Origin of the sequence: Novosphingobium sp. (assembly GCF_965229225.1) — a bacterium.
GTDB lineage: Bacteria > Pseudomonadota > Alphaproteobacteria > Sphingomonadales > Sphingomonadaceae > Novosphingobium.
This window is the reverse complement of record NZ_OZ245867.1, coordinates 1303872-1328841: the sequence shown is the minus strand read 5'-3', so window position 1 is coordinate 1328841 and position 24970 is coordinate 1303872. Positions and strand designations below refer to the sequence as shown.

22 protein-coding genes are annotated in these 24970 nt (G+C 66.8%); 10 read left to right on the top strand and 12 right to left on the bottom strand.

The features are described from left to right. Positions 1-18 precede the first annotated feature (18 nt). On the top strand, positions 19-519 hold the full coding sequence (locus tag ACO06X_RS05910) for an ECF-type sigma factor (protein WP_421839028.1): 501 nt from the start codon (positions 19-21) through the stop codon (positions 517-519). On the opposite strand, the gene ACO06X_RS05905 is transcribed toward ACO06X_RS05910, so the two are convergent. From ACO06X_RS05905 to ACO06X_RS05885, 5 genes are all read right to left on the bottom strand, one after another. Further along, positions 507-2879, bottom strand: a complete 2373-nt coding sequence (locus ACO06X_RS05905; RefSeq protein ID WP_421839027.1) for a protein kinase domain-containing protein — start codon at positions 2877-2879, stop codon at positions 507-509. The genes ACO06X_RS05910 and ACO06X_RS05905 overlap by 13 nt on opposite strands. Positions 2880-2933: 54 nt before the next feature. After that, entirely contained in the window at positions 2934-3863 is a 930-nt protein-coding gene (locus tag ACO06X_RS05900) for a hypothetical protein (protein ID WP_421839026.1), read from the bottom strand. A 13-nt stretch (positions 3864-3876) separates the two neighbouring features. Then, the gene (locus tag ACO06X_RS05895) at positions 3877-6534 is read right to left on the bottom strand and encodes a hypothetical protein (protein ID WP_421839025.1); all 2658 of its coding nucleotides are present in this window, start codon (positions 6532-6534) and stop codon (positions 3877-3879) included. 11 nt (positions 6535-6545) lie between these two features. Then, positions 6546-7400, bottom strand: a complete 855-nt coding sequence (locus tag ACO06X_RS05890) for a hypothetical protein (RefSeq protein ID WP_421839024.1) — start codon at positions 7398-7400, stop codon at positions 6546-6548. Between the two features lie 70 nt (positions 7401-7470). Next, positions 7471-8274 (bottom strand): hypothetical protein, encoded by an 804-nt coding sequence (locus ACO06X_RS05885; RefSeq protein WP_421839023.1) that lies wholly within the window; start codon positions 8272-8274, stop codon positions 7471-7473. Between the two features lie 307 nt (positions 8275-8581). On the opposite strand from ACO06X_RS05885, the gene ACO06X_RS05880 reads away from it, so the two are divergent. From ACO06X_RS05880 to ACO06X_RS05840, 9 genes are all read left to right on the top strand, one after another. Further along, complete coding sequence (locus ACO06X_RS05880; protein WP_421839022.1) at positions 8582-9049, top strand: (2Fe-2S)-binding protein; 468 nt, start codon at positions 8582-8584, stop codon at positions 9047-9049. Continuing rightward, positions 9046-11241, top strand: coding sequence for a molybdopterin cofactor-binding domain-containing protein (locus ACO06X_RS05875; protein ID WP_421839021.1), 2196 nt, complete (start codon positions 9046-9048; stop codon positions 11239-11241). Before ACO06X_RS05880 ends, ACO06X_RS05875 begins: the two co-directional genes overlap by 4 nt. A gap of 268 nt (positions 11242-11509) precedes the next feature. Then, positions 11510-13240, top strand: a complete 1731-nt coding sequence (peaA, locus tag ACO06X_RS05870) for a quinohemoprotein amine dehydrogenase subunit alpha (RefSeq protein WP_421839020.1) — start codon at positions 11510-11512, stop codon at positions 13238-13240. A 5-nt stretch (positions 13241-13245) separates the two neighbouring features. Then, the gene (gene peaB, locus ACO06X_RS05865; protein ID WP_421839863.1) at positions 13246-14706 is read left to right on the top strand and encodes a quinohemoprotein amine dehydrogenase maturation protein; all 1461 of its coding nucleotides are present in this window, start codon (positions 13246-13248) and stop codon (positions 14704-14706) included. Then, the gene (qhpC, locus tag ACO06X_RS05860; protein ID WP_298167072.1) at positions 14703-15032 is read left to right on the top strand and encodes a quinohemoprotein amine dehydrogenase subunit gamma; all 330 of its coding nucleotides are present in this window, start codon (positions 14703-14705) and stop codon (positions 15030-15032) included. Before peaB ends, qhpC begins: the two co-directional genes overlap by 4 nt. A gap of 67 nt (positions 15033-15099) precedes the next feature. Beyond that, complete coding sequence (locus tag ACO06X_RS05855) at positions 15100-16206, top strand: YncE family protein (RefSeq protein ID WP_421839019.1); 1107 nt, start codon at positions 15100-15102, stop codon at positions 16204-16206. 10 nt (positions 16207-16216) lie between these two features. Beyond that, on the top strand, positions 16217-17224 hold the full coding sequence (locus ACO06X_RS05850; RefSeq protein ID WP_421839018.1) for a hypothetical protein: 1008 nt from the start codon (positions 16217-16219) through the stop codon (positions 17222-17224). Then, positions 17221-18909 carry an ABC transporter ATP-binding protein gene (locus ACO06X_RS05845; protein ID WP_421839017.1) on the top strand — a complete coding sequence of 563 codons (1689 nt, stop codon included), beginning with the start codon at positions 17221-17223 and terminating at the stop codon, positions 18907-18909. The genes ACO06X_RS05850 and ACO06X_RS05845 overlap by 4 nt, the downstream gene beginning before the upstream one ends. Next, the gene (locus ACO06X_RS05840) at positions 18902-19537 is read left to right on the top strand and encodes a S8 family serine peptidase (RefSeq protein WP_421839016.1); all 636 of its coding nucleotides are present in this window, start codon (positions 18902-18904) and stop codon (positions 19535-19537) included. Before ACO06X_RS05845 ends, ACO06X_RS05840 begins: the two co-directional genes overlap by 8 nt. Positions 19538-19605: 68 nt before the next feature. On the opposite strand, the gene hemA is transcribed toward ACO06X_RS05840, so the two are convergent. The 7 genes from hemA to puhA form a co-directional block, all read right to left on the bottom strand. After that, positions 19606-20826 (bottom strand): 5-aminolevulinate synthase, encoded by a 1221-nt coding sequence (gene hemA, locus ACO06X_RS05835; RefSeq protein ID WP_421839015.1) that lies wholly within the window; start codon positions 20824-20826, stop codon positions 19606-19608. A gap of 40 nt (positions 20827-20866) precedes the next feature. Next, the gene (gene puhE / locus ACO06X_RS05830) at positions 20867-21652 is read right to left on the bottom strand and encodes a putative photosynthetic complex assembly protein PuhE (RefSeq protein WP_421839014.1); all 786 of its coding nucleotides are present in this window, start codon (positions 21650-21652) and stop codon (positions 20867-20869) included. After that, positions 21646-22671, bottom strand: coding sequence for a magnesium-protoporphyrin IX monomethyl ester (oxidative) cyclase (gene acsF, locus ACO06X_RS05825; protein ID WP_421839862.1), 1026 nt, complete (start codon positions 22669-22671; stop codon positions 21646-21648). Before acsF ends, puhE begins: the two co-directional genes overlap by 7 nt. A gap of 110 nt (positions 22672-22781) precedes the next feature. Then, positions 22782-23069, bottom strand: a complete 288-nt coding sequence (locus ACO06X_RS05820; protein ID WP_298174058.1) for a hypothetical protein — start codon at positions 23067-23069, stop codon at positions 22782-22784. Further along, positions 23069-23551, bottom strand: coding sequence for a photosynthetic complex assembly protein PuhC (gene puhC, locus ACO06X_RS05815; RefSeq protein ID WP_421839013.1), 483 nt, complete (start codon positions 23549-23551; stop codon positions 23069-23071). Before puhC ends, ACO06X_RS05820 begins: the two co-directional genes overlap by 1 nt. Then, the gene (puhB, locus tag ACO06X_RS05810) at positions 23548-24177 is read right to left on the bottom strand and encodes a photosynthetic complex putative assembly protein PuhB (protein ID WP_421839012.1); all 630 of its coding nucleotides are present in this window, start codon (positions 24175-24177) and stop codon (positions 23548-23550) included. Before puhB ends, puhC begins: the two co-directional genes overlap by 4 nt. Beyond that, on the bottom strand, positions 24174-24950 hold the full coding sequence (gene puhA / locus ACO06X_RS05805; protein WP_421839011.1) for a photosynthetic reaction center subunit H: 777 nt from the start codon (positions 24948-24950) through the stop codon (positions 24174-24176). Before puhA ends, puhB begins: the two co-directional genes overlap by 4 nt. Positions 24951-24970 lie beyond the last annotated feature (20 nt).

Sequence of the window (24970 nt, the reverse complement as noted above, 5' to 3'; positions counted from 1 at the left end):
CCTCGTCAGGGGAATGATGTGCTCGACCGGGATGCGACGCTCACGGCGTTGTATGATGAATTGCGCGCCGCGGCGGCCCGGATGCTGCGGCGTGAGGCGCCTTTTTTGACGTTGCAGCCAACCGAACTGGTCAATGAAGCGGCGATCAGGATCGTGCGGCTTGAACGGATGAGCTGGAACGATCGCCAGCATTTCTTCGCAACCAGCGCGCGCATCATGCGGCAGGCCATGCTCGATGCGGTGCGCAGCCGGCGGCGAGCAAAGCGCCAGGCGCCGGATGTCTTCCTCGAGACGCCGCTGGCCCAGGATGTCGAGATTGAAGCGCTCGATGCCGCGCTGATCCGGCTTGAGAGCGCTGCTCCCGAACTGGTGAGGATCGTCGAACTGCGCTTCTTTGTCGGCCTCCCGGTCGATCAGATCGCGGTGGTCCTCGATCAGTCACCGGCGACGGTCAAGCGGCGATGGCAGGCTGCGCGCCTGTGGCTGCTCGATGCGCTGAAGCCCGATCAGCCGCAGTAATCGGCAACGGCCTTGCGGGCGTTCGGCAGGTCGTTGCTCCGGTCACGCGCGCCTAGTTGGTGGTCGCGCTCCATCGCCGTCCATAGCGCGACGTCCTCGTGCGCCAGCGCGCATGCGGTATCGCGCTTGCCCGCTGTTGCCAGAATGCCGGCATGGTTGATCAGCGCCACTGCCAGATCGCGGCGTCGCTGCGGATCGCCGGGGGCTGCAGCAAGCCGCCGCCGCCGGATCTCGATGCTCTCGCCCGAGACGTCTGCCGCGGCCTGCCTGTCGCCCAGTTCGGCCAGCGCGAGGCTCTTCTGGCCCAGCAGGATCACCAGGCGCTTTTCCAGATTGGCATCGGTGCCAAAGGCCAGCACTCCACGAACGGCGGCAATGCCTTCGTCCGCAACCTTCAGGCTTTCGGCGGTGCGGCCGGGCAGTTCGCCCAGAGTGCCGGCAATGTTGAAGGTGGCTTCCCCCAGCTTGTCGATCCAGACGGGCGACATGGCGCGTGACAGCCAGCGCCGCACCAGCGATTCCTGCGCCTGATACGGGGCAAGCGCCCCCGGCTTGTCGCCCGCAAAGTAGATCGCGTCACCCAGCCGCCCGAGCAGGTTGACCTCCAGCAACGCCGCATCGCGCCGATAGGCCGGGCTCCAGGGAGTCGCATGCAGATCGGCCAACGCCGACCGCAGGATCGGAATGGCCGATGATGGCCGGTCCGCTCCCCAGATCAGGTCATAGGCTTCGCTTTTCCGGCATGTCAGCACGCCGAGCGTCGCGCTCTCGCGCGCCGGGTATTCGCGGTGTACGCGGTCAAACAGCGCGCATCCTTCGGCCAGCTTGGCGGGGGATGGCGGTGCATCGGCCATCAGGGTCCAGAACCCCAAAGCGACCCAGCCGCGCTCTTCGGAGACCTCGGGTTCGTCTGGAAGGGTCTTCAGCAGGGCATCGGCTTGCAGGAGAGCAGCGCGCGCCTGATCGGGCCGCCCCAGGCTGGCAGTGCCTGAAAGGCCCTCGATCGATGCCAGCCGGCGATACCCCCGCGCGGTATCGAGCCGCAGGTCGGCCGATGCATGGGGAACCTGCCGGAGCCGATCGAGATAGCCGCCCGCAACCGCCGCCAACCGCGCCCGCGCAGGGACCGTGCCGGGCGAGTCGGCGAGGCGGTCGTTCAATTCGACCAGCATGAAGTCCGCCAGCCGGCGCAGTTCGGCAAAGCGGTGATCGGCTTCGGCGCGGGCGGCTTCAGCGCGCAGATATTGGGTGGTGCTGATCACGGTCGCCCCGGCCAGCCCGATCATGGCCGCTGCCGTCAGTGCCAGTCCCTTGCGATGCCGCCAGATGAAGCGGCCGGCACTATAACGGTGCCCTTCGGCCGCGCGCGCCGCCAGCGGCAGCCACGCGCGGTGCCGGCGCAGGTCGGCGAGCAGGCCCGGCACATCGGGGTAGCGATCCCCGGGCTGCTCCGCCAGCGCACATGCGGCAATCGCCTTCAGGTCGCCTTCGAGCTGGCCGACCGGAAGGCGCGATCCGGGTACATAGGCCGCGCCATCACGCGGCACGTCCTTGCCGAGCAATCCGAGCAGCAATACGCCGAGCGAGAAGACGTCGCTGGCGATCGTCGGCGCCACGCCCACCGCACGCTCCGGCGCGGCATAGCCCTTGGTGAGCGGATAGGGATCGCCTGCCTCTGCTGCGTCGAGATCCGCAATCAGCCGGGCGATGCCGAAATCAAGCAACTGCACCTGCCCCCCGGCATCGACGAGCACGTTGGAGGGCTTGATATCGGCATGGATCACCAGATTGCGGTGCGCAAAGGCGACCGCCTCGCACACCTGCTCGAACGCCAGCAGCCGCGCGGCGATCGGCGCATCGGCCAGCGCTTCGGTGATCGGGCGGCCGTCGATGAAATCCATGGCCAGCCACGGCCGCCCGTCCGCCGCACCCCCATCGACGATGCGGACAATGCCCGGGTGGCGCAATTGCGCCAGAATGCGCCGCTCCTGCTCGAACCGCCGCCGGGCCCGGTCGTTGCCGAGGTCCGCGCGGATCAGCTTGATGGCAACCGTCGCCGCAAACACGCCGTCGTCGCGCTCCGCCTTGACCACCGCGCCCATGCCGCCACGCGCGATTTCGCCGACGACGCGATAGGGGCCGAACCTGCCGGGAAGATCCTCGACAATGGTCAGCGGGCGCAGGAAGCTTTCGGTCTGGAACAGCCGCGAATCCTCGTCGTCGCGGGCCAGTAGCGCCTGCACGCGTGCCGCCAGCGCGGCATCCGCCGCGCAGGAGTCCGCGATGAACGCGGCGCGCTCTGCTCCCTCAAGGGCCAGCGCCTCCTCGACGATCTTCAGGGAACGCGCATCCAGCGACATGGAGGATAGCCTAATCGATCAGCGGACAAGTTCAAAAGACCGGCATTACGCCGATCAGAAGCGCAGCGTCGCCGTCAGGCCGAGCGTGCCGGAATGCGCGGTGAAACCGTTGACGTCACTGGTCGACCAGTTGCGCCCGAAATTGTACGCTGCCCGCAGTTCGCCCCAGCTGCCTGGCCGCCACACCACGCCCGCGCCTGCCGAAAGGCTGTCGTCGAGCCGCCGCGTGCCGACAAATGCGGCGAAATAGTCATCGAAGCTGCGCCGATCATAGCCGATCTGTGCATAGAGGAAGACGGGTGCCCGTCGGCCGACACGTCGGCTGACCGTGAGCGATCCGCCTGCACTCCAGGCGCTGTAGAAGCCCGGTGCCGTGATCGCCCGCTCGCCGTGCAGTTCCGGCTCCACCGTCAGGCTCTGGATCCGGAAGGGCAGGGCGGCGCCAAAGCGAAATCGGTGCGAGGTCAGCTGGCGGCGCCCGAAATCGCCGCTCCACACCATCGACGGCTGATACGTTGCGCTCACGCTCAACCTGCCGAAACTGGCGCGCGCGCCAACCGCTCCCGAGAAGGCGTTGTAATTCAGAGCGGGCGTGTCGAAATACCGCACGCCGACGAGGGCCGCGCTGGCGAAGAGATCGACCTTGCCGCCGATGCGCGTTCCCATCATCAGACCGAGCGAGGCCTGCCCGATGCCGTCCGCCCGAACATCGGTGGGCGATAGTGCGGCGTTGGACGTATAGGTCACATCGCCCGAGGCAGTGAGCGTGAACAGGGGCGTGCGCCGCAGCAGCAGGATGTCGGTGTCGCCGGTCATCAGCGAGTCCTGCCGGTCGCGTTCGCTGGGGGTACTCAACTGGCGGCGCGCGCGCTCCTCGATATTGCCCTGCGGAGCGCCTGTCGGTGGTGCGGCTGGCGGCGGTGCAGTTTGGGCGAACGCCGGGAAAGCGGTGAGAACGGCCAAGAGCCCGAGAATGATGCGCATGGAGGGTCCCCTCTCACTCGACCCCGGCCGAACCGGGCGATTGCTTGATGATTCCCGGCCTGGTGATGCGGCCGTTCGCGGGATTGAGCTCGGCGGCGACCCAGGTGTTGCCGGCGCCGAAATTGGGCACATCCACGGACACGATCGTGCGGCCACCGATGATGGTCGTGCCATTGCCGACCGTCTGCGCTGTGCCGCCACGCACGATCTCGATGCGCGCGTTGGACATGGCCGAGAGGTTGGAAGACGTCGCTGACGGGTCTCCGTAGTTGAAGACCGACACGCGGTAGACACCGCCCCGGTTGAGCGCGGAGGTCAGGATGACTTCCGAGCCTGAAGCGCAGATGCAGTCCTTGATGAGCTGGGCGAACGGCTGGTCGGCCAGATTGCCTTGCGCCTCATAATAAATGTGGAACCGGTTGGACGTATCCGGACCCAGCGGGCCGGTCATGTGCAGGTCGAGGTCGTACGATTTCGCGCCCCATGTCAGCACAACGTTGAACGGCTGGGCGAGTATGGTGTCGATACCGCCGGCGCCATTGGCCGTGAGCAGGCGCAGCCACGATTCCTCATAGCCGAACAATGAGCCGACGAGCCTGCCCCCACTTGCGAAGTTCTCGCGCCCCTCGCGGTTGTACCGCACGTCGAAGCTGCCGGCATTGTACGCCATCTGCGCGGCGCGTGCGGTGTCGATATCGCTGCCGCCGCTCGCAAAGGGGCTGCGCCGGTACTGGCCGACGCCATAGAGCACCTGATTAAGCGATTCGACGGCCGGATCGCGGTAGTCGAGCCCCGCCGATGACAGTGACCAGGGGACAGCCGAGAGCGATGTTCCAGCCGACGACAGCGATGTGCCTGCCGACGACAGCGACATGCCTGCCGATGATAGCGAGCGGGCCGGCGGCACCGAACGCAGGGGGTCGTAATCGCGGTAGATCGGCTCAAGCTCGAGCACGGTCAGCCCGCCGCCCCGTGCAAAGGCGCCCCAGGCACCGTCGTCGAAGCGCGCCTCGACAAGTCGCCGCCATTCGGCATCTTGCGACCACTGGCGGGCAGCGGCGGTCTGCAGCCTGATTTGCTCGTCGAGACCGCGGGCCAGCTCGGCGATCTGGGGGTCGTCCGAGCTCGCACCGCCTTCGCCGAAGCCGCCCGACGCCCCGCTGCCCGTTGTACGCCGCGACTGATAAAGGATGATCTGCGCGCGGATCGCGAGCGGCACCCGTGCCCAGTCGATCGAGCCATCGCGGTTGCGCGGGATGCGCGCCATGACAGCTTCGATCATGTCGCCACTCCCGTTTCCGGAACCGCGCGAACTGCTCGACGGCGCGTGTGTATCGTGCCCCAGTTCATCTGCAACGGGGTCTCTGCGGACTTCGTTCAGGACGACAGGTGATGGGGGCGGCGTGCGGCGCACTTCGGTCAGCACGACCGGATCGGGCACGCGCGGCGGCGGTGTCGGTCTTGGCTGCGGAGGGGTGGGCCGTTGCTGCGGCACGCGCAGCCCTTCATACGGGTCCGCCGGGGGGATCGTCCCGCGCTGCACGGGCCGTCGCGGCGTGTTGGATATCGGCTCCGGGTTGGGCGAGGGCGTGTCGTTGGCGTCGGTGCCCGGCACCGGCCTGCCGGTGCGCTCGCCGAGCGGCGGCAGGCCGCGCGGATTGGGCGGTGGAGGCGGCGGTGCAGGGGGCTGCGGCGCCGAACCCGGCAAGCCCATGGCGGTCGCCAGGATCCCGCCATAGGTGAAGCCAGGCGGTGGCGCGGCACCGGGCGCGACCTGCGGCCAGTTGCGCGGATCGCTGCCATAGCGATTACGGACTGCCTCAAGCCCGCTGGCGACTTGCGTGACCAACACGTCACGTCGTTCGTTCAGCAGACGGGCGACGCGATCAACCTGCCGGTCATGCTCATAAAGCAGCCGGTCGATCCGTGCGATAGCGCGATCGTGCACGTTGGCGGAAAGGCGGTCATACTCCCGCAGCATCTCTGGCGGGATCTGGCCGGTTTCGCGAAGGGCGGCGATGTTGGCCGCGAGAAGCCGATCGACCATGCGGCTCTGTTCCTGCATGATCGGCCGCACGACATTGCCGGCATTCTGCTCCGTTCGGACGGCCTGATCGAGCAGGTTCATCAGCGCTTCGGCTGAACGCCGGGGGTCATCGACGAATGTTCCCGGCGGTACCTCATAGCCGGCTTCGCGCAGGGCCTGTTGCAAGCTGGAGACATCGGGCGTTCCTTCGCCGACCAGATTGCCGATGGATTCCAGCAGGCTATCGCTCAGCTGCCGCTGCGTGCGGATCGCATCGCGAATATTGTCTGTCGTCAGCCGGACCAGCCGATCATTCTCCGCGCGCCCCTGAGCGAAGATCGTGTCGTATTGCTGCTGCGTGATCCAGCCATTGGCGAGCTGGACCTCGATGTTGGGCAGTTCAACTGGCCGCGGCGCAGCGGGGGCAGGGGTGGCGGCATTCGTTCCCGATCCATCGATCGAGATCGTCGCTCCGCCCGAAGGCGGGGCGGCGTTCCCGGCAGGCTGACGCGGGCGCGGCGAGGGGGAGCGGTTGGGGGACGGCGCGGTGGGATAGTCCTGTCCCTGCGGCAACGATTGGCCAACAAGCGGCAGCGGTTCCATCACCAGCGCCGCAACGGCGACGCAGGCACAACTACGAGCCACAATCGAGGGTCTCATTGGTCCAACTCCGCATGATCGAGGTTGATGATGGACAGTTTCTGCAGCGCAGGCCGCAGGCCCTTCGCGAAATCAGCGGTGACGATGATCTGCGGTTGCAGAGCCGATCCGAAGAATACCGTCGCGCCGCCATCCGCGCGTCCGATGGCGCCGGTTGGCCAGAAGGTCGCACGTACCCTCGCTGGCAGCAGGTCGAGTGTCGGGCTGCCGAAGCGGGCGGTAGTGCCGGCAATGATACGCTGCCGCGCGCTGTCGGTCGCGGTCTGCGCGCCGGGTTGCCGCAGCCAGGCCGCCAGACCGACCAGCCAGCGATCCGCCGCCTCACCGGCCAGCCCGCCTTCGGCGGTCGGCACCACGCGCCGGGTTGCGGCATAGTCCTGCGCCAGCGCCTGCCGATAGGGCTTTTCGCTCCCGGTCCAACCGCCCGCCGCTGCGGCGCGGACCTCTGCTGCGACAATCCGCCAGCCGTCCCCATCCTTGCGCCACGCCAGCGCAAGCCAGCCGCGTGCCAGAGGGTGATAGAGCAGCGCCTCGCCGCCGGTGATCGTCTGCACGATGGCTCCGCCGGCAAACCACCGGGCGCGAAGGTCGCCGCCACCGTCGCCCGTACCGAGCGCATCCGCCAGCAATTGCCGTTCGCCACGTCCGCGCTGGCCAAGCGCTGCGGCGGTGTTCAGGGCGATGGCGCGGCGCAGCGCCTCGGTCTCGCTCGCAATCTCGGCGGTTGCCGGGTCGCTAGCGCGCGCGGCCGCCTCAAGATCGCTCGCGGCAAAGCCGTGTTCCTCGGCATGTGCGCTCCGGGCCATCGCGGCCAGCAAGGCCAGCGCAAGGCAATTGGCGATCCTTGTCATGCGGCGGCTCCTTGCACCTGATACTGGACCTTGCAGCCGTTCTTCCGGGGGAGGATGTGGTGGCGAGACCTCATCGCACCGCCTCCACGGCCGTCACGAACATCGCGCGATCGCGCGGGGTCACGCGGATGCGATAGCCGCCAGCTTCGAAGGCTGTCTGGTCGTCAGCGACCGATGTCGGCGCCGATGCCATCGCGCCTTGCAGCGCTGCATCCGCCGCCAGCTTGCCCGCAAAGGCTGCGCGCGCCGCCTGCCATGCGGCGGTGTCTGCGCCGGTATCGGTAAACGGCTTGGGGTCGATGAGGTCAGCGAGCGTCGCCGCGTCACCCGCAGCCAGCGCGGCAGCAAAGCGTGCGGCGGTTAGGCTGGCCAGCTTGACGGGGTCCTTTGCCGCCGCCCGCCGGAGTTCGGCGACCGTGGGATTGGCGAGATAGCTTTGCCGGACGCCTTCCAGCTCCGGCGCGGCGGGGGCGCCGACATTGATGCTGACCGGCTCGATCCGCCCCCAGAAGCGCTGGCGCTGCTGCCGCCTGGCAATGGCCTGCAGCGGCGCGGCAGTCGTGGCGGCCCATTCGGCCGGCATTGTCGCAGCGAGGCGGCGCGCATCGAAGCCGAACCGGCGGATCCGGCCGCCATCGAGCGGCGCAACCAGCGCCTCACCTGCGCGCGCGGCCTGCTTGTCCGATGCGATCCGCCCGGAGATCACGGCGACCGCCGCGAATTCACTCGAGAGGCTGACCAAGGCGATGCTGGTCTCGGCGGCGTCCAGCTTCAGCCCCGCCACCGTCGTTGATCCACCCGGCTCGACGGTGATGAGTTGCCGAGCAGGCGGGGCTGCGGTCGCTGCCGTCGCCGCCATTGCCATTGCACCCATAAACCCGACAGCATGGCGCATCGCCCTCTCCCCCCGAATTGTTCACTCACAAGACAAAGGCGACGCCGAGCGGCAAAACGGCTCACCGCGAACACAAAAAATCTGCGCGGGAGCACGCTCGATACCGCTCGATTTCCCTGCGGTGGGTGATTGGCTAGGGTCACGACGGCGCCGCCCGTCCACTGTCCCGGTCCTGGGGAAGCCGCGCCGCTGGTCTTCGGTGCTTGACGCGATCCTTGAAGACTGTTCAGATTTCCAACAGGTTGGGTCCTCTTTCGCGGGACACTCGCAGAAACGGAGTTTTCCCATGTCCGTGGTGCTGACAGTCAATCGCCGCAAGCGGGCGGTGGATGCCGATGCCGACAAGCCTCTGTTGTGGGTCCTTCGTGAGGATCTCGATATGCCCGGCACCAAGTTCGGCTGCGGTGCGGGCCTGTGCGGGGCCTGCACGGTGCTGCTCGATGGTCAGGCGGTCCGCTCGTGCCAGACATCGATTGCAGAAGCCGCCGGCAAGCAGATCACCACGATCGAGGGCGTGACCGCGCTGCCGGCGGGGCAGAAAGTGGTCGATGCCTGGACCCGCATCGATGTTCCGCAGTGCGGCTATTGCCAGGCCGGGCAGATCATGTCGGCGACTGCGCTGCTCACCACGAACCCCAAGCCGAGCGCGGAAGACATCCTGCTGGGCATGAACGGCAATATCTGCCGCTGCGCGACATATGTGCGGATCGAGCGGGCCATCCGCGAGGCCGCCGGACTGGAGACCAAGGCATGAGTGCGATCACCGGCAAGGTGGCACTGAGCCGCCGCTCGTTCATTGCCGCTTCGCTGGCAGGCGGGGCTGCGCTGACTTTCGAGGCGAAGCTCGCGCTGGCGGCGGGCCCCGGCGTGCCGGATGCGACCGTGCTCAACGCGTTCATCCGCATCCTGCCGGACAACAGCGTGATCATCGGGGCGAAAAACCCCGAGATCGGGCAGGGCATCAAGACCATGCTGCCGATGCTGCTGGCGGATGAGCTCGACGTGGCCTGGGAACAGGTGAAGATCGAGCAGACCGACGCCAACGAGAAGGCCTATGGCCCGCAAGTGGCCGGTGGCAGCACCGCGACGCCGATGAACTGGCTGCCGGCGCGGCAGGCCGGCGCGGCTGCGCGGGCGATGCTGGTGGGGGCAGCTGCGGCGCAATGGAGCGTGGACGCGGCAAGCCTCAAGACTTCCGCCGGGCGGGTTATTCACGCGGCGAGCGGGCGCAGTGCGACATATGCCTCGCTCGCCAAGGCGGCGGCAGCGCAGCCAGCGCCGGATCTTGCCAAGGTGGCGCTCAAGAAGCCGGATGATTTCCACATCATCGGCACCCCGAGGAAGGGTGTCGATACGCCGAAGATCGTGCGCGGGGAGCCCTTGTTCGGCATCGATACGCGGCTACCGGGGCTGCTCCATGCAGCCATCGTCAAGTGCCCGGCGATTGGCGGAACGCTGGTGAGCCATGACGCTTCGGCGGTGAAGGCAGCGCGCGAGGTCGTGGCCGTGGTTCCGATCAGCAGCGGCCAGTGCCCGGCAGGCAAGCAGGATGCGGTGGCGATCGTCGGCACCTCGTGGTGGGCCGTGCAGAAGCTGCGCGACAAGCTGGTGGTGCAGTGGGATATCGCCGCGCAGCAGGGCTTCTCGACCGAGCTATATGCCAGGCAGGCCGCCGAGGCGCTGGCCAAGGCGCCCGACGCCACGCTGTTCAAGGCGGGCGATGCCGATGCGGCCCTCGCCAAGGCCGCCAAGGTGGTCACCGGCGATTACAGCTATCCCTTCCTAGCCCACGCCACGCTCGAGCCGCAGAACTGCACCGCGCTGTGGCATGCGGACGGCACGGCGGAGTTCTGGGCGCCGACCCAGAACCCCGGCAATGGCCGCAAAGATGTGGCGGCGATGATGGGCATCGCGCCCGACGCGATCACCATCCACATGACCCGCATCGGCGGCGGTTTCGGCCGGCGGCTGATGAACGATTACATGGTCATGGTCGCGCAGGTCGCGAAGGCCGTGCCGGGTCGTCCGGTCAAGCTGCTGTTCGACCGGACCGACGATCTGCGCAACGACTACTACCGCCCCGGCGGCTGGCACCGTTTCACCGCAGGGCTCGATGCCAGCGGCGCGCTGACGGCGTTCAAGGACCACTTCGTGACCTTCGGCGCGAACGGCAAGCCGATCCGCGCGGCGGACATGCCGGCATCCGAGTTTCCGGCCTCGGTCGTGCCCGATACGCATCTGGTGCAGTCATTCCTGACGACCAACCTCACCACCGGCTGGCTGCGCGCGCCGACCTCGAACGCGATGGCATTCGTCTACCAGAGCTTCATGGACGAAGTGGCCGAGGCGGCCGGAACCGACCTTCCCGCGCTGATGCTGCGCACCTTGGGTGCGCCGCGCGATCTGCCGACAGAACGCCCGAACATCGTGTTCAGCACGGCCCGTGCGCGCGCGGTGATCGAGCGCGTGGTGGCTTTCGCGGGCTGGACAGGCAAGCCATCCGCAGTGCCGGGCAAGGGCCGCGGCTTCGGCTTCTACTTCAGCCACCGCGGCTACTTTGCCGAAGTGGTCGACGTGACGGTGGCCGATGGCGCGGTCAAGGTCGACAAGGTGTGGATCGCGGGCGACATCGGCTCGCAGATCATCAACCCGCTCAATGCCGAGCATCAGGCACAAGGCGCGGCGATCGACGGGCTGGCGCAGGCGCTGGTCTGGCAGCCCATCGTGCAGGAAGCCGGCGCGGTGCAGACGGTGACGTTCAGCGATTTCCCGCTGCTGCGGATGGATGCCAAGCCCGCCGAGATCGCCATCAGCTGGGTGAAGAACGACTATCCGCCAACCGGGCTGGGCGAGCCGACCTTGCCGCCGGTCATTCCCGCGGTTGCGAACGCGATCCGCGCGGCGACCGGCAAGCGGCTGCGCAGCCTGCCGCTACAGCTGGCCTGAGCGGCGTTTTGCGCAGGGCAAAAAGAATCTTCGCAAGCGCAACAAATGACGCGAGTTAGCGATTGACCAATTCTGTACACTTGTACAGAATTCGAATCAGGCCGGAGGGTGCATCGGGGACAATTCTTCAGGGGGCTTTACGCAGATGGACGTTCCAGGCGCGGCAGACCAAGTATCATCGGCCCTTGGCAATGGCCCTGCGCCTTCAGCGAACGCACCCCCCAGGAATACACTCGGCAATCCAGTCGTCCGCAGACTCACCGCCGCGTTGCTGTTTGGTGCAGCCAGCCTGTTCTCCGCTTCTGCCGTCATCGGGCAGGCCAGCCTACCTGCTGACGAGGGGATCGAGAAGGAAGACGGCATCCCCGTCACCGATGGCCTCACGCGCGAAAAGTGCGGTTCGTGCCACACGGCGGACGACAAGGGCAATCTCTCGCGCATCTCGTGGGTCCGCACCACGCCCGAAGGCTGGGATCAGGCGATCAAGCGCATGGTCCGCCTGAACGGGGCCGCGCTGACGCCCGAAGAAGCCCGCCATATCGTGCGCTATCTTGCTGATACGCACGGCCTTGCGCCGGAAGAGGCCAAGCCCGTGCAGTACCTCGTCGAAAAGCGGGTAATCGACGAAACCAACATTCCGAGCGAATCGGTGCGCACCAGTTGCGCCGCCTGCCACGCCTTTGCCCAGCCGCTTTCGTGGCGGCGTTCGGCGGCGGAGTGGAAGAACCTGCAGGAATTCCACGTCGCGCTCTATTCGCAGGCGGATGCGCAGTATCGCCGCCCGGCGGTAGACCGTCCCGGCGCGGTGTTCGGCCAGACCGAGCCGGTCGTCAGCAAGCCCGGCATGATTCCGGTTACGTCGGGACAGGTGGCGCTCGAATACCTGCGCAAGGCTGCCCCGCTGCGCACACAGGAATGGACCGCATGGGAAGCCCGCAAGCAGGCGCCGCGCCTCGCTGGCAAGTGGCTGGCGAGCGCTTGGCTGCCCGGCAAGGGCCTGTTCTACGGCACCTTCACCGTTGCGCCCGGCGCGGCGGAGGGCGAGTTCAAGACCGAGACGGCGCTGAAGAATTTGGCCGATGGCGATGTGCTGAGCGCACCGGGCGGCGGCCTCGTCTATGGCGGCTATGCCTGGCGCGGCCGCACGATGCCGGCCGCAGCGCCCACCGCGCCGAACGCCTTCAACCAGCCGCTGCGCAGCACGATGATGTTCGGTTCCGATCGCCGCAGCGCCACCGGGCGCTGGTTCTGGGGCGACTATCAGGAATTCGGCTACGACGTGACGTTGACGCGCGCCGATGGCAGCCCGGTGATCGGCGCGGTCTGGCCTGCGGCGATCAAGAGCGGCGCCAAGGCGCAGACGGTGCATATCTACGGCGATGCCTTCCCGGCAGGGCTGACGGCCAGGGACGTCGATCTCGGCACCGGGATCACGGTGACCAAACTGGTTTCGGCAGCGCCCGGTGAAGTCGTCGTCACCGTCGATGCAGCGGCGGATGTGAAGCCTTCGGTGCACGATGTCTCGGTCGGATCGGCCGTGCTGGCCAGCGCGTTGCCGGTCTACCAGAAGATCGCCTATCTCAAGGTCAGCCCGGAAACCGGCATCTCGCGGCTGGGTTCGGGCAAGCGCACACCGGGCTATGCCCAGTTCGAAGCCTGGGGCTTTGACGCCGGAGCCGATGGCAAGCCCAATACCGCCGATGACGTCAAAGTCGGCGTGGTGCCCGCCGAGTTCCACATCGAGGAATTCCAGGCGACCTACTACGACGACGACAAGGACTTCGTCGGCAAGCTGACCCCGTCTGGCTTCTTCACCCCCGCCAGCGACGGGCCGAACCCGCAGCGCAGCGGCAATCGCAACAATTACGGCGATGTCTGGGTGGTGGCGACTGCCAAGGACGAGAAGGACGCCACGGGCCAGCCGCTGACCGCGCGCTCCTATCTCGTCGTGACGGTGCCCGCCTACAAGCGGTGGGACAACCCGGGGGTGTCGCAGTGACCACCATGACAGCCACTCGGCTCGCGCACCGCTATCGCAGCGGCGAGATCCACGAGTTCCGGGCTCAGGGCGCGGATTTCATCTATCTGGTGACGGCGGGCGCGATCTTCGCCGCCGATGACATGACCCGCAAGGTGCTCGATCTTCTGGGCGAGCATGGCGAGATGGACCATGACGATCTCGTCCGCGCGCTGGTAGGCGAGGGCGTTTCGGCCACCGATGCGGAAGAACTGGTGCGCGAACTGCGGCTGGCGCGGGCCATCCAGTCGACGCAGGTGGTCCATGCGCTGATGCCTGCCGCCCCGCCAGCAGACTATCCGCTGCAGGCGCTGGTGCTCAACGTCACCAACCAGTGCAACCTCGCCTGCACCTACTGCTACGAATTCGGGGCCGACAAGATCGCGACCCCTGCCGGCAAGCCCAAGTACATGTCGCTGGAGACGGCGAAATCCTCGGTCGATTTCCTGCTCAGGAGCGCGGACCGGCGCGAGGCGGTGCACATCACCTTCTTCGGCGGCGAGACGCTGATGAACTTCCGCCTGCTGCGCGATGTCGTGGTCTATGCCGACGAGGCGGCGAAGGCAGCAGGCAAGCGCATCACCTACAGCCTGACGACGAACGCCACGCTGCTGACCGACGAGATCATCGCCTTCCTTTCGGACCACGCGATCGGCGTCACCGTATCCATGGACGGCCCGCCCGAACTGCAGGATGCCCGCCGCGTCTACAAGAACGGCAAGGGCAGCTATGCGGTGATGGAGCCGCGCCTGCGCAAGCTGATCGCCGGGCACAAGACCCGCGCCGTCACCGCCCGCGTCACGCTGAGCGCCGGGGTGACCGACGTGAAGCGGATCTACCAGCATCTCAAGCACGACATCGGCTTCCACGAAGTGGGCTTTGCGCCCGTCACTACAGCGGGCGAGGAGCGCGACTATGCGCTCGACGGCGACGCCATGACCGGCGTGCTCGCCGATTTCGAGGCGCTGGCGGACGAATGGCTGGACTACGCACTGCAAGGCAAGGTCCACGGCTTCACCAATGTGTCCGAAACGATCTCGGAACTGATCGCGGGCACCAACAAATCGCACCCATGCGGCGCCGGGCTGGGGCTGCTCGGCGTGAGCCCCTCGGGCGATCTGTCGCCCTGCCACCGCTTCACCGATGCCGATACGCACACGCTGGGCCACATCGATACCGGGCTCGATCAGACCAAGCGCGAGGCATTCCTGACCAAGGGCCATGTCGCCTCGAAGTATGAATGCAGCACCTGCTGGGCCCGCCCGATGTGCGCCGGGGGCTGCCACCACGAGGCGTTCGTGCGCTATGGCGATACCGGCCACGCCAACCTGCATTACTGCGACTGGATCCGCCAATGGACCGATCGCTGCCTGCAGATCTACGGCGTGCTCGCCCAGCGCAATCCCGAATTTCTTACCCGTTTCGCCGAACGAAAGGGCTTGTCATGAAGCACCTGAAACCGATCAACGCCAAGGCCTTCAAGATCGAAGCCGATATGGCCTCGATGGAAGAGGATGTGGTCGCGCTGCAGCAGACGCCGCGTCCGCACGTGCCGCTGGGCTGCTCGCTCTCGTTCTCGCCGGGCTGGGAAGTGGATGCCACGGGCGGCACGGCGGGCCTGTGCCAGCCGGCTGAGCGCGACATCTACGATTGCTACGTCACTTGCTTCTGGCCGGTGCAGATGGCCGACCACGTCAACTATTCGGCCGACTGGGCGAGCAATTGCGCGGCGGCGACCAAGGACTGGCGCAACCTCGATATCGTCTTCCCGTAAGGTTTTGGCCTGCCTGACTGCTGCCTGAATTGCTGCCTGAATTGCTGATTGCGAAGGGACTAATCGCATGATCTCGCTTGCCCGCAAGACCGTTCTCGGCAGCGCCGCGCTTGCCCTTGCATTCAGCATTCCTGCCATGGCCGGAACCTTGATGCTGGGCACTTATCCGGACAAGCTGTTCACGGTGGATGAGGGCACCGGCAAGATCGGCGAGAAGATCCAGTTGCCCGGCGGCCTGCCCGTTTCGCTGCGGATCACGCCGGACCAATCGAAGATATTTGCGACCACGATCACCAACAGCAGCGTGATCGTGATGGACGCGAAATCGCGCGCGATCCTCACCCAGTTCGATCTCAACACGCCGACCGAGCGCTACCGCTTCAACGGCGGCGCCCCCGATCCGACCGGGCGCTATTTCTACACGACACTGCTGCGCATGGATAAGCTGATCGACCGATGGAAGGTCAGCAAGCAGATGTTCGCGGTGATCGACACCAAGCTGAAAAAGGTCGTGCGGACCGCCGATCTCGAACCTGAGGACGACGCGCTCAGCGGCGGCTGGCGCGCGCCGATGATGGTCTCACCCGATGGCAAGACGCTCTACCTCTTCAAGGACAAGGTGCTGGTGGTCGATACCGCCAAGCTGAAGGTGGTGGACCGCATCGACGTGCAGAAGCCCGAATCCACCGGCTATGAAAACGTGGCTTTTGGCGGCGGGGTCGAATCGTTCCAGACGACCAATGCGGGCGAGCTCGTATCGCTGTTCACGGCTGCCGATCCCTATGTGCACAACAAGGTGTTCGGCCTCGGCAAGTTCGATCTCAACACGCGCAAGTTCAAGTTCACGCCGATGGGGCCGATCACCACCGGCATGTCCGGGCTTGAGATCACGCCGGACGGCAAGACCGGCTACACCGTGGTCACCAACGGCCAGACCGGCAACAAGCGCTGCGAGTTCTGGAAGTTCGACATGGCCAGCCTGAAGCTGAAGGACAAGGCCGAGTTCGGTTGCCGCTCGCGCTTCCAGCTCGGCATGTCTGGCGATGGCGCGAAGCTCTATATCTACGGCGCCAGCTACGATATCGAGGTCTACGACGCTGCCACGATGAAGCTGGAAAAGACCTGGGATCTCGGTGCCGACGCAACCATGGCCGGAATGCTGGTCCTCAAGTGAGGCTGGCCAAATGACCGCCGGGGGGCGGTCGTCCGTGCATGTCATGGGGCGCGGGGTCGGGGTGGCGGCGGCGCAGGCCATGCTGCTCGAAAACGCGACCAGTTTCTCTGCAGAGCAAGGCCCGGAGCGCGGTTCGGCTCCTGTCGCGATGCTGGGCGAACAGGCGCTGCATCTGCTGGACAGCCTGTTTGGCAAGGGCCGCATTTCCGGATCGCACCGCATCACGCGGCGCATCGTGCGGTGGAACGAGGCCGAGCCCGTGTCCATCCCGCATCAGGCTTTCGCGCTTTCCGGGCAGGCCTTGCTCGGGGCACTCCCGCTTGCCCATGGCTCGCCCCCGGCTGCGCCGCCACGCTTCTCGCTGCATGCACGGCCGCCGAAACCGTCCTTGCACCAATTCGGCGAGCGCAAGGCGGCGGCCGCGCCGGTCACGCTGGCGGCAGGGGCGGATGCCGCATCGGTGCTGGTCGAGGCAGTTGCGGCGGGCTGGCTCTTCCTGATCCCGCTGGGGGCGGAATGCGCGTGGCTGCTGGCAGTGGGCGATGCCCCGGATGCGCTGCTGGCACAAAGCCGTCTGGTCGCACCGGCGATCGGCACGCTGGGCGCAGTGGAGGCAAGGTTCGAGACCGCACCGCGCGTGCTGGAACACCTGGTGGGGGATGACTGGCTTGTGCTGGGCAGCGGCGCACTCGCGTTTGATCCGCTTTGCGGCGACGGCACGGCGATGGCGGCGCGCGGGGGCATTCTGGCGGGTGCGGTGGCAAGCGCGATCGCGGAAGGGCAAGACCCCGGGCCCTTGCTGCGCCACTACCGCGCGATGCTGATTGCCGCGCTGCGCCGCCATCTCGCCGCGTGCCTGCCGTTCTACCAGCGCGGCGGGTCTGGCGCGTGGTGGCAGGAGCAGGCGAGGGCGACCGCCGAGGGCCACGCCTGGTGCACCAGCATGCTGGCGGTGGAGCCGGAGCCCGCCTTTGTGCTCACAGGCAGCCGGCTCGCCCCGCGCACGGTGGCGGCATGAGCAGCGCACATCCTGCTCCGCCGGTTGCGCAGTGGCGGACGTATCGGCGGCTCCTGCCCTACATCATGCCCTATCGCGGCCGCCTCGCCTTCGTGCTCGCACTCAGCCTCATGGCGACCGCAGTCACGCTTGCGCAGCCCTACCTTTCGAAGCTGATGATCGACGAGGCGCTGCTCGGGCACAACCTCGCGGCACTGGGGTGGATCGCGGCGGCGACAATCGGGGTTACGCTGGGCGGCTATGCGCTCAATATCGCTTCCAGCTATCGCTACGTGAAGATCTCCGCCGCGATGCTGTTCGATATCCGCGTCGATCTGCTGCGCCACTTGCAGACGCTCTCCCCACGCTTCTACGCCCGCTTCCGGCTTGGCGACCTCATGAGCCGGATCAACAGCGACGTCAGCGACGTGCAGCGCGCCGCCGCCGATACGCTGCTCGCGGCGCTGGGCAACGTGCTGTTCCTGATCGGCAGCGTGGTGCTGATGCTCTGGTTGGACTGGCGCCTGTTTCTGGTCGGCACCGTGCTCGTGCCGCTCGCCGTCCTCGCCTTCGTGCGGCTGCAGCGTCGGCTGGTGGACATCACGCGCGACATGCGCGAGCGCGGCGCCGATCTGGGCAGCCTGCTGGTCGATACCGTGATGGGCATGCGGGTGGTGACGGCGCTGGGGGCCGAGCGGCATGAACTGGCCCGGTTCGCCGATGCCAATGGCCGCTTTGTCCAGACCATGCTGCGCATGCAGGTCGCCTCGTTCCTCACCGGCGCGCTGCCCGGCGCGCTGCTGGCGATCTCGACCGCCGCCGTCACGCTCTATGGCGGCTGGCGGGTCTTTTCGGGCGAGCTCACCATCGGCACGCTGGTCGCCTTCATGGCCTATCACGCGCGGCTGTTTGCGCCGGTGCAGGCCTTGCTGGGGCTCTCCTCCGGGCTCGCGTCCACCCGCGTGTCACTGGGACGGATCTTCGAACTGTTCGACACCGAACCCGAGGTTATCCAGCGCGCCGATCCGCTGCCGCTGGGCCCTGTGCGCAGCGCGATCCGCTTTGAAGGCGTGCATTTCCGGCATGATCGGGAGGCGGTGCTGGACGGGATCGACCTGATCATCCCGGCGGGCGCGCATTGCGCCGTTCTTGGTGAAAGCGGTGCCGGCAAATCGACGCTGGCCGATCTGCTGGTGCGCCTTCAGGACCCCCAGAGCGGCCGGATCACCATCGACGGAGTGGATATCCGCGATGTCGCGCTCGGTGATCTGCGCCGCGAAGTCTTGCTGGTCGATCAGGCCCCCTTCCTGTTCAACGCCGCGATTGCCGCCAACATCGCTTTTGCGCTCGACAGTGCGACCACTGCCGAGGTGCAGGCCGCCGCCGAAGCCGCCGGGCTTGGCCCCTTGCTCCAGCGCCTGCCACAAGGCTTGCAGACCCCGGTCGGCGAACGCGGGCTTTCGCTGTCCGCCGGTGAACGCCAGCGCATCGCGATTGCCCGCGCGCTGCTGCGGCGGCCCTCGGTGCTGGTGCTCGATGAGCCCACCGCCGCGCTCGATGCAGCCACCGAGCAGCGCGTCGCCGCCGGCCTGCGCGAGGCGCTGCCCGATGCCACGCTGATCATCATCACGCACCGCCCCGCGCTGACCGAAGGCGCGGATATCGTGGTGACCCTGACAGACGGAAAGGCCTTTCTGCGTGGCTGAACCGCTCCGCATCGCCGTGATCGACAGCGGCGCGCACCCCGGCCATCCGCATATCGTGGCCAGCCGCCTGCTGCCGGGCGTGGCGATCCTCGCCGATGGCACGATCGAACAAGGAGACGGCGTGACGCTGGACCGTGTCGGCCATGGCACCGCCGTGACCGCCGCGATCCAGGAATTGGCGCCGCATGCGCTGATCCTGCCGATCCGGGTATTTCGCGATGGCCTGCGCGCCTCACCCCGCGCGCTGATCGCCGCGCTGGATTGGGCGGGCGCCCAAGGCGCCGATTTCTGCAATCTCAGCCTTGGCACCACCAATCCGGCGCACGCCGATCATTTCGCTGCGGCTGTGGCGCGCAGCCCCGCGCGCATCGTCGCCCCGCGCACTGCGGCAGACGATGCGCCATGCTGGCCGGGCATGCTGGCGGGTGTGATCGCGGTGGGCCTCGATTGGGATGTTCCGCGCGGCGCCGCCCTTCTCGGCGCAGATGGGGTCCACTACGCCTCGGGCTATCCGCGCCCGATCGAAGGCGTGCCCCAGCAGCGCAACCTTCACGGCATCAGCTTTGCTACCGCGCAAGTGACCGGCCTGGCAGCCGCCGGTCAGCTCCAGGTCAGCCGCGAACCTTAGCTGGCCACCACGAAAAAACCCTGCCCCCCCGCCATCGCAGGGAACCGGGTCTCTTCCTTCAGTTCAGTTCAAGCGGCGTGCGAACGCCGCGCCAGTTCGCACTGCGACCAGATGTCGCTCAGCGCTTCCAGCAGCCGGTCGATATCGCCGTCGGTGTGGACGGGCGAGGGGGTGATGCGCAGCCGCTCCGTGCCGCGCGGCACGGTGGGATAGTTGATCGGCTGCACATAGATGCCGTGGTTGTCGAGCAACCAGTCGCTGATCATCTTGCACTTGCGCGCGTCGCCCACCATCACCGGGATGATGTGGCTCGGGTTGTCGAGGTGCGGGATGCCCAGCGCGTTGAGCTTGCGGCGCACCGTGCTCACCCGGTCGCGGTGGCGGGCGCGTTCGTAGCCGCTCACCTTCAGGTGCTGGATGCTGGCGCAGGCACCGGCGGCGAGGGCAGGGGGGATCGCCGTCGTGAAGATGAAGCCCGAGGCGAAGCTGCGCACATAGTCGCACAGCGCTTCGGAGGCCGCGATATAGCCGCCCATCACGCCGAAGGCCTTGCCCAGCGTGCCCTCGATCACGTCGATCCGCTCCATCAGGCCTTCACGCTCGGCAACGCCTGCGCCGCGCGGGCCATAGAGGCCGACGCCGTGGACTTCGTCGATGTACGAAAGCGCGCCATGCTTCTCGCAGACTTCGATGATCTCGCGGATCGGGGAGATATCACCGTCCATCGAGTAGACGCTTTCGAACGCCACCAGCTTCGCGCGGCCAGGGGCCACCTGCGAAAGCTTGGCATCGAGATCGCGCCAGTCGTTGTGCTTCCAGACCACGCATTCAGCGCGGCTGTGGCGAATGCCTTCGATCATCGAGGCGTGGTTGCCGGCATCCGAAAACACGACGCAATCGGGCAGGCGTGCGGCCAGCGTGCCGAGCGCCGCCCAGTTCGAGACATAGCCCGAGGTGAACAGCAGCGCGGCTTCCTTGTGGTGGAGATCGGCGAGCTCGGTTTCGAGCAGCGCGTGGTGCCGGTTCGTGCCTGAAATGTTGCGCGTGCCGCCTGCGCCCGCGCCGCATTCGTCGATCACCGTGTGCATCGCGTCCAGCACCTTGGGATGCTGGCCCATGCCGAGGTAATCGTTCGAACACCACACGGTGACTTCCTGCGTGCCGCCGTCCACATGGCGGGTCGCCTTGGGGAAGGAGCCGCGATGGCGCTCCAGTTCGGCGAAGATGCGATAACGCCCTTCGCCGCGGACAGCATCGAGTTCCTGTGTAAAGAAGGCCTCATAATCCATGGCCGAAATACCCCTTCCCTTAAAACTCAGATCCGGGCCCTCAAGCGCCCAGGTGATTGCGGCGGCCAGGCAAAGCCCAGCCCCAGAGTGCGCCGTCGCGAAACGGCAAGGCTAAAAATACATGTTCGAGAACGCCGAGCGCCGCCATCGCGAAGAGCAGGCTGGCGCGGACGGCTTCGGTGCTGCCCGCAGGCGCGGAAAGCGCGGCATTGCCGAGCAGCGCGGCGAGCCCCACCGTGAAGACGAGTGCCAGCCCAAGCGCGGGCGAAAAGCGGCGCGGGCCGAAATAGCTGCGCAGGTAATCGAGATGCGGGGGCAGCAGATCGCCGACCTGGCTCGGCACTCCGGCAAAGAGTGCAAGCTTGCTGGCAACACGCAGCGCCAGCAGCAGCACGAAGACTTCGGCCCCCGTGGGATTGATCGCATTCCAGCCGAGCGAAAGCAGCATCAGCGCGGTGAGCGCGAGGGCGATCTCGTGGTAGATCAGCGTCGATCCGGCATCGATGAAGCGGTCCCAGCCGCGTGCGGCGGGATTGCTCGGCTCGCGCCGGGGCCCGGCAACTGCGCCCATCAGGAAGCTCGCCTCGTGCCACGACCACACCATCAGCGCGCCGACGAAACCGATATAGGCCCCCGCCATGCCCGGCATGACCGAGCCGACCACCACCGCGACAAGCCCGAGGATGCCGCCGGCCCCAGCGAGAGCCAGCGCGCGCGGGAAGGTTTTGCGATCACGGTTGTCCAGCCAAGCGATCAGCCCGGTGGCGAAGAACCACACGAGCAGCGTGACCACCATGGGCACTGCATGGCCGGAAAAGCTTACCACGAAGGCTGCATCCGCACCGAGGCGGGCAGCGCGTTCTCGCGCGTGCGGTGGAAGTACATCCGCGCAAAGGCGAGGCCCGCAGCAGCAACACCGCTGTAGCGCTGGAACGCCCCCACCACGCCGCCGCGCGCCTTGCCGGCCGCAATGCGGTTGCTGGCGTTCAGCAGGTCGTCCATCCGTCGGCGGAAGGCTGGATCATCGGTTTCCAGCTCGATCGGGAACACTTGCCGCGTGATCGCGGTGCAGACCGAGAAGACCTTGTAGTCGTACTCGGTCGGATCGACGCCCAGGGCCGCATGGAACAGCGGGCGCGCATGATCGCGCACATACATCGTGGCGTAAACCGAAAGCAGGAAGAAGCGGATCCACAGGCGGTTGAGGCCGGTCAGCAGCTTCGGATCAGCACGCATCAGCAGTGCGAAAGCTTCGCCGTGGCGGAACTCGTCGTTGCACCATTCCTCGAACCACGAGAAAATCGGATGGAAGCGGTGCTCGGGGTGCTTGGCGAGGTGCCGGTAGATCGTGATGTAGCGGGCATAGCCAATCTTTTCAGAAAGATAGACCGCATACCAGATAAACTTCGGCCGGAAGTACGTGTACTTCTTCGATTTGGTCAAAAAGCCCAGATCGACGCCGATCCCGGCGTCCTTCAGCGTTTCGTTGATGAACCCGGCATGGCGGCTTTCATCGCGCGCGAGCAGCTTGAACAGCATCTTCATGTCCGGGTTGCGCGTGCGCCGGGCCATTTCCGAATAGAGCACGCAGCCGGAGAATTCCGATGTCATCGAGCTGACGAGAAAGTCGGTGAACTCCTCGCGCAGCGCGGGCTCCAGCCCTTCGATGATGCCTTCAAAGCTTTCCGTGCGCTTGAAGTGCAGCTTGTTGCGGTCCGCCTGCATCTCGGCGATCAGGTCGTCCCACTCGGCACGTACGGGCGAGACGTCGATTGCATCGAGCGCGGCGAAGTCGGTGGTATAGAAGCGGGGGCTCAGCACCGTTTCGGCGCGCGCCATGGCCATCGTATCCAGCTTGGCGCTGCTGCCGTTGTCGAAGTCGAGCCCGGCAGCGGCGGCGGCGCGGCTGAACTCTTCATGCGCGGAAGACTTCGGGTCGATCGTGGTAGGGGCGTTCATGACGGTCTCCCGGGCGTAAAGCTGACTTCGTAGAGTTCGGTAAGGTCGAAATAGGCGGCCAGCCTGATCCACGCCCGCACCAGCGGACCGGCTCGCGTCACCGTTGCCATCCGGTCAATCGCGAGGCTTTGACCGAAATCAACACGGATCGGCGCGCCGTGGACCTTCACGCGGTCTCCCGGCTGCAGTTCGATATCGCCGGCAAGTCGCACATGCGCGTGGAAGTGTTCCGGCGTCTGCTCGATCTCGATGCGGCAGGGGGTATCGAACCTGCTGGAGGCCATCAGGCGGCGCCTCCGGGGAGGAGCGCAGCAAAGGCGGCGCGGTTGTCCGGCCCGAATGAGCCGAGCTCGATCGAACGGCCTGTGGCTTTGTCGTCCAGCGAAAGCGTGCCGTTCTTCCACAGCGTCAGCGTGAAGGGCGGGGCCATGCCGACGCCGCGGAAATGCCGCTCGCGCGCCATGCCGCGCATCACGCCGCGCACAAAGCCGTTGCCGGGCACGCCGTCGACCAGCACGCGCACCGTCTCGCCGGTGGAGACATCGCGCACCACCACAGCGCCGTCACCGCGGTCGGTGAAGGTGAGCTGGCGCACCACCGCCGGTGCGACATGCGCTTCGGTGCGGGCGGCAGCGGGGATCGCCTCGCGGCTCAGCACGCCAACCTTGACCAGCGCGGTGAGCGCGAGTGCAGTTCCTACGAGGACCAGCGCCGAGGCAAGGGCACCCTTGGGCATCGTCTGCTCATGATCGTGAACCAGGCTCATGCCATTGCCTCCTTTGCGCCCAAGGCCGGACGCGGTGCGCTTGCGGCGGGTGCGGCTTCGCTGCGCTGCTGCACCGGCACGATCGCGGCGGTTGCCTTGGCGAGAATGCCCGCCGCCTCAGCCGCGTTGGGCAGTGCGCGCAGCATCGGCTGCGGCTTGGCCAGGCGGAAGGGACGAGCATGCGGCCAGAGCATCGCGTAGCCGAGCATGCTCGGCCCATCGAGCGACAGCGCGATATCGCCGTAGCCCGCACCCAGATTGCGCAGATCCGCGCCGCTGAGCTTCACCAGCGGCAGATTGATGCACTTGCTGAGCGCGACGCCGATGCGCAGCACAACGCGGCGGTTGGTGATCGTGTAGACCGTGCTGCGCGCCACCAGCAGCGCGAAGCCATACGCGAGGCCCACCGCCAACACGCCGAAGCCTGCCGTGATGAGCGCCCCCAGCGGCGTGCCGCCGACCAGCGCCCAGCCGACGAGAGCCACGAAGTATCCGCCGATCCACCGCACGCCCAGCGCGCTGCGGGCGAACACCTGTGCATCGGGCGTGCCCTGCCAGAGGATCGCCTCGCCCGCAGGCAGATCACCCGGCAGGCCGCGGATCGGCTCGATATCGTGCTCTCTCACAGGATGGGCTCCTGACGACCGGCGTTGGCGTAGAGATAGCCGCCGCCGAAGTAGCCGATCACGCGCTCTTCTTCATAGCGGGTGATCTCGGTCGCGCTTTCAAGCTGCGGCACGGCGTCATAGTCGGCCGCGTTGATCGCATCGATGGTCACGCCTGCTGCGCTCACCGTCGCCATCGCCATCGGGGCGAGCACATGCTTGCCGCTGGTGGTCTCCACCGCAAGGTAGCGGACCTGGTGCTCGGCACGGTCGATCCACAGGTCGGTCACGGTGCCGGCCACCTGGCCGTCCGCCGCAGTCACCTTCATGCCGCGCGGATCAGGGCCGCCCTTCCATACCGAGATGTGATCCTCGGTCGAAAGCGGCACGATGCGGGCGCGGCCATGCGCGTCCTGATCGGGCCATTTGGCGCGGTTGGCATAGGATGCCGGGCCGACGCCATCGACCAGCGGATTGCCGGTCGGGACATAGGGCGCACCGGCAAAGTTCTCGTAGCGCTTGGCGGCGATGTCCACCGGCTCGCGGCCTTCGGTGCGCGGCAGCGGATAGGACACGCTGCCCCGGCCGAATGGCAGGTGGAAGGTCTTGGGCAGCGCCGTCGAGAGCGGCCCGCCAACGGTCTCGATGAATCCGTTCATTTCGTCTTCAAGCGGATAGCCCTCGCGGCGATCCTCGCGCCGCAGCCAGAAGACCAGGGCAAGGAAGAAGAGGAAGAACGCCCAGAGCGCGAGCTCTGCCACGTCAATCGAGCCAACTACGTATGCGCTTTTCATCGAACGTTCCTTTCCCGGAT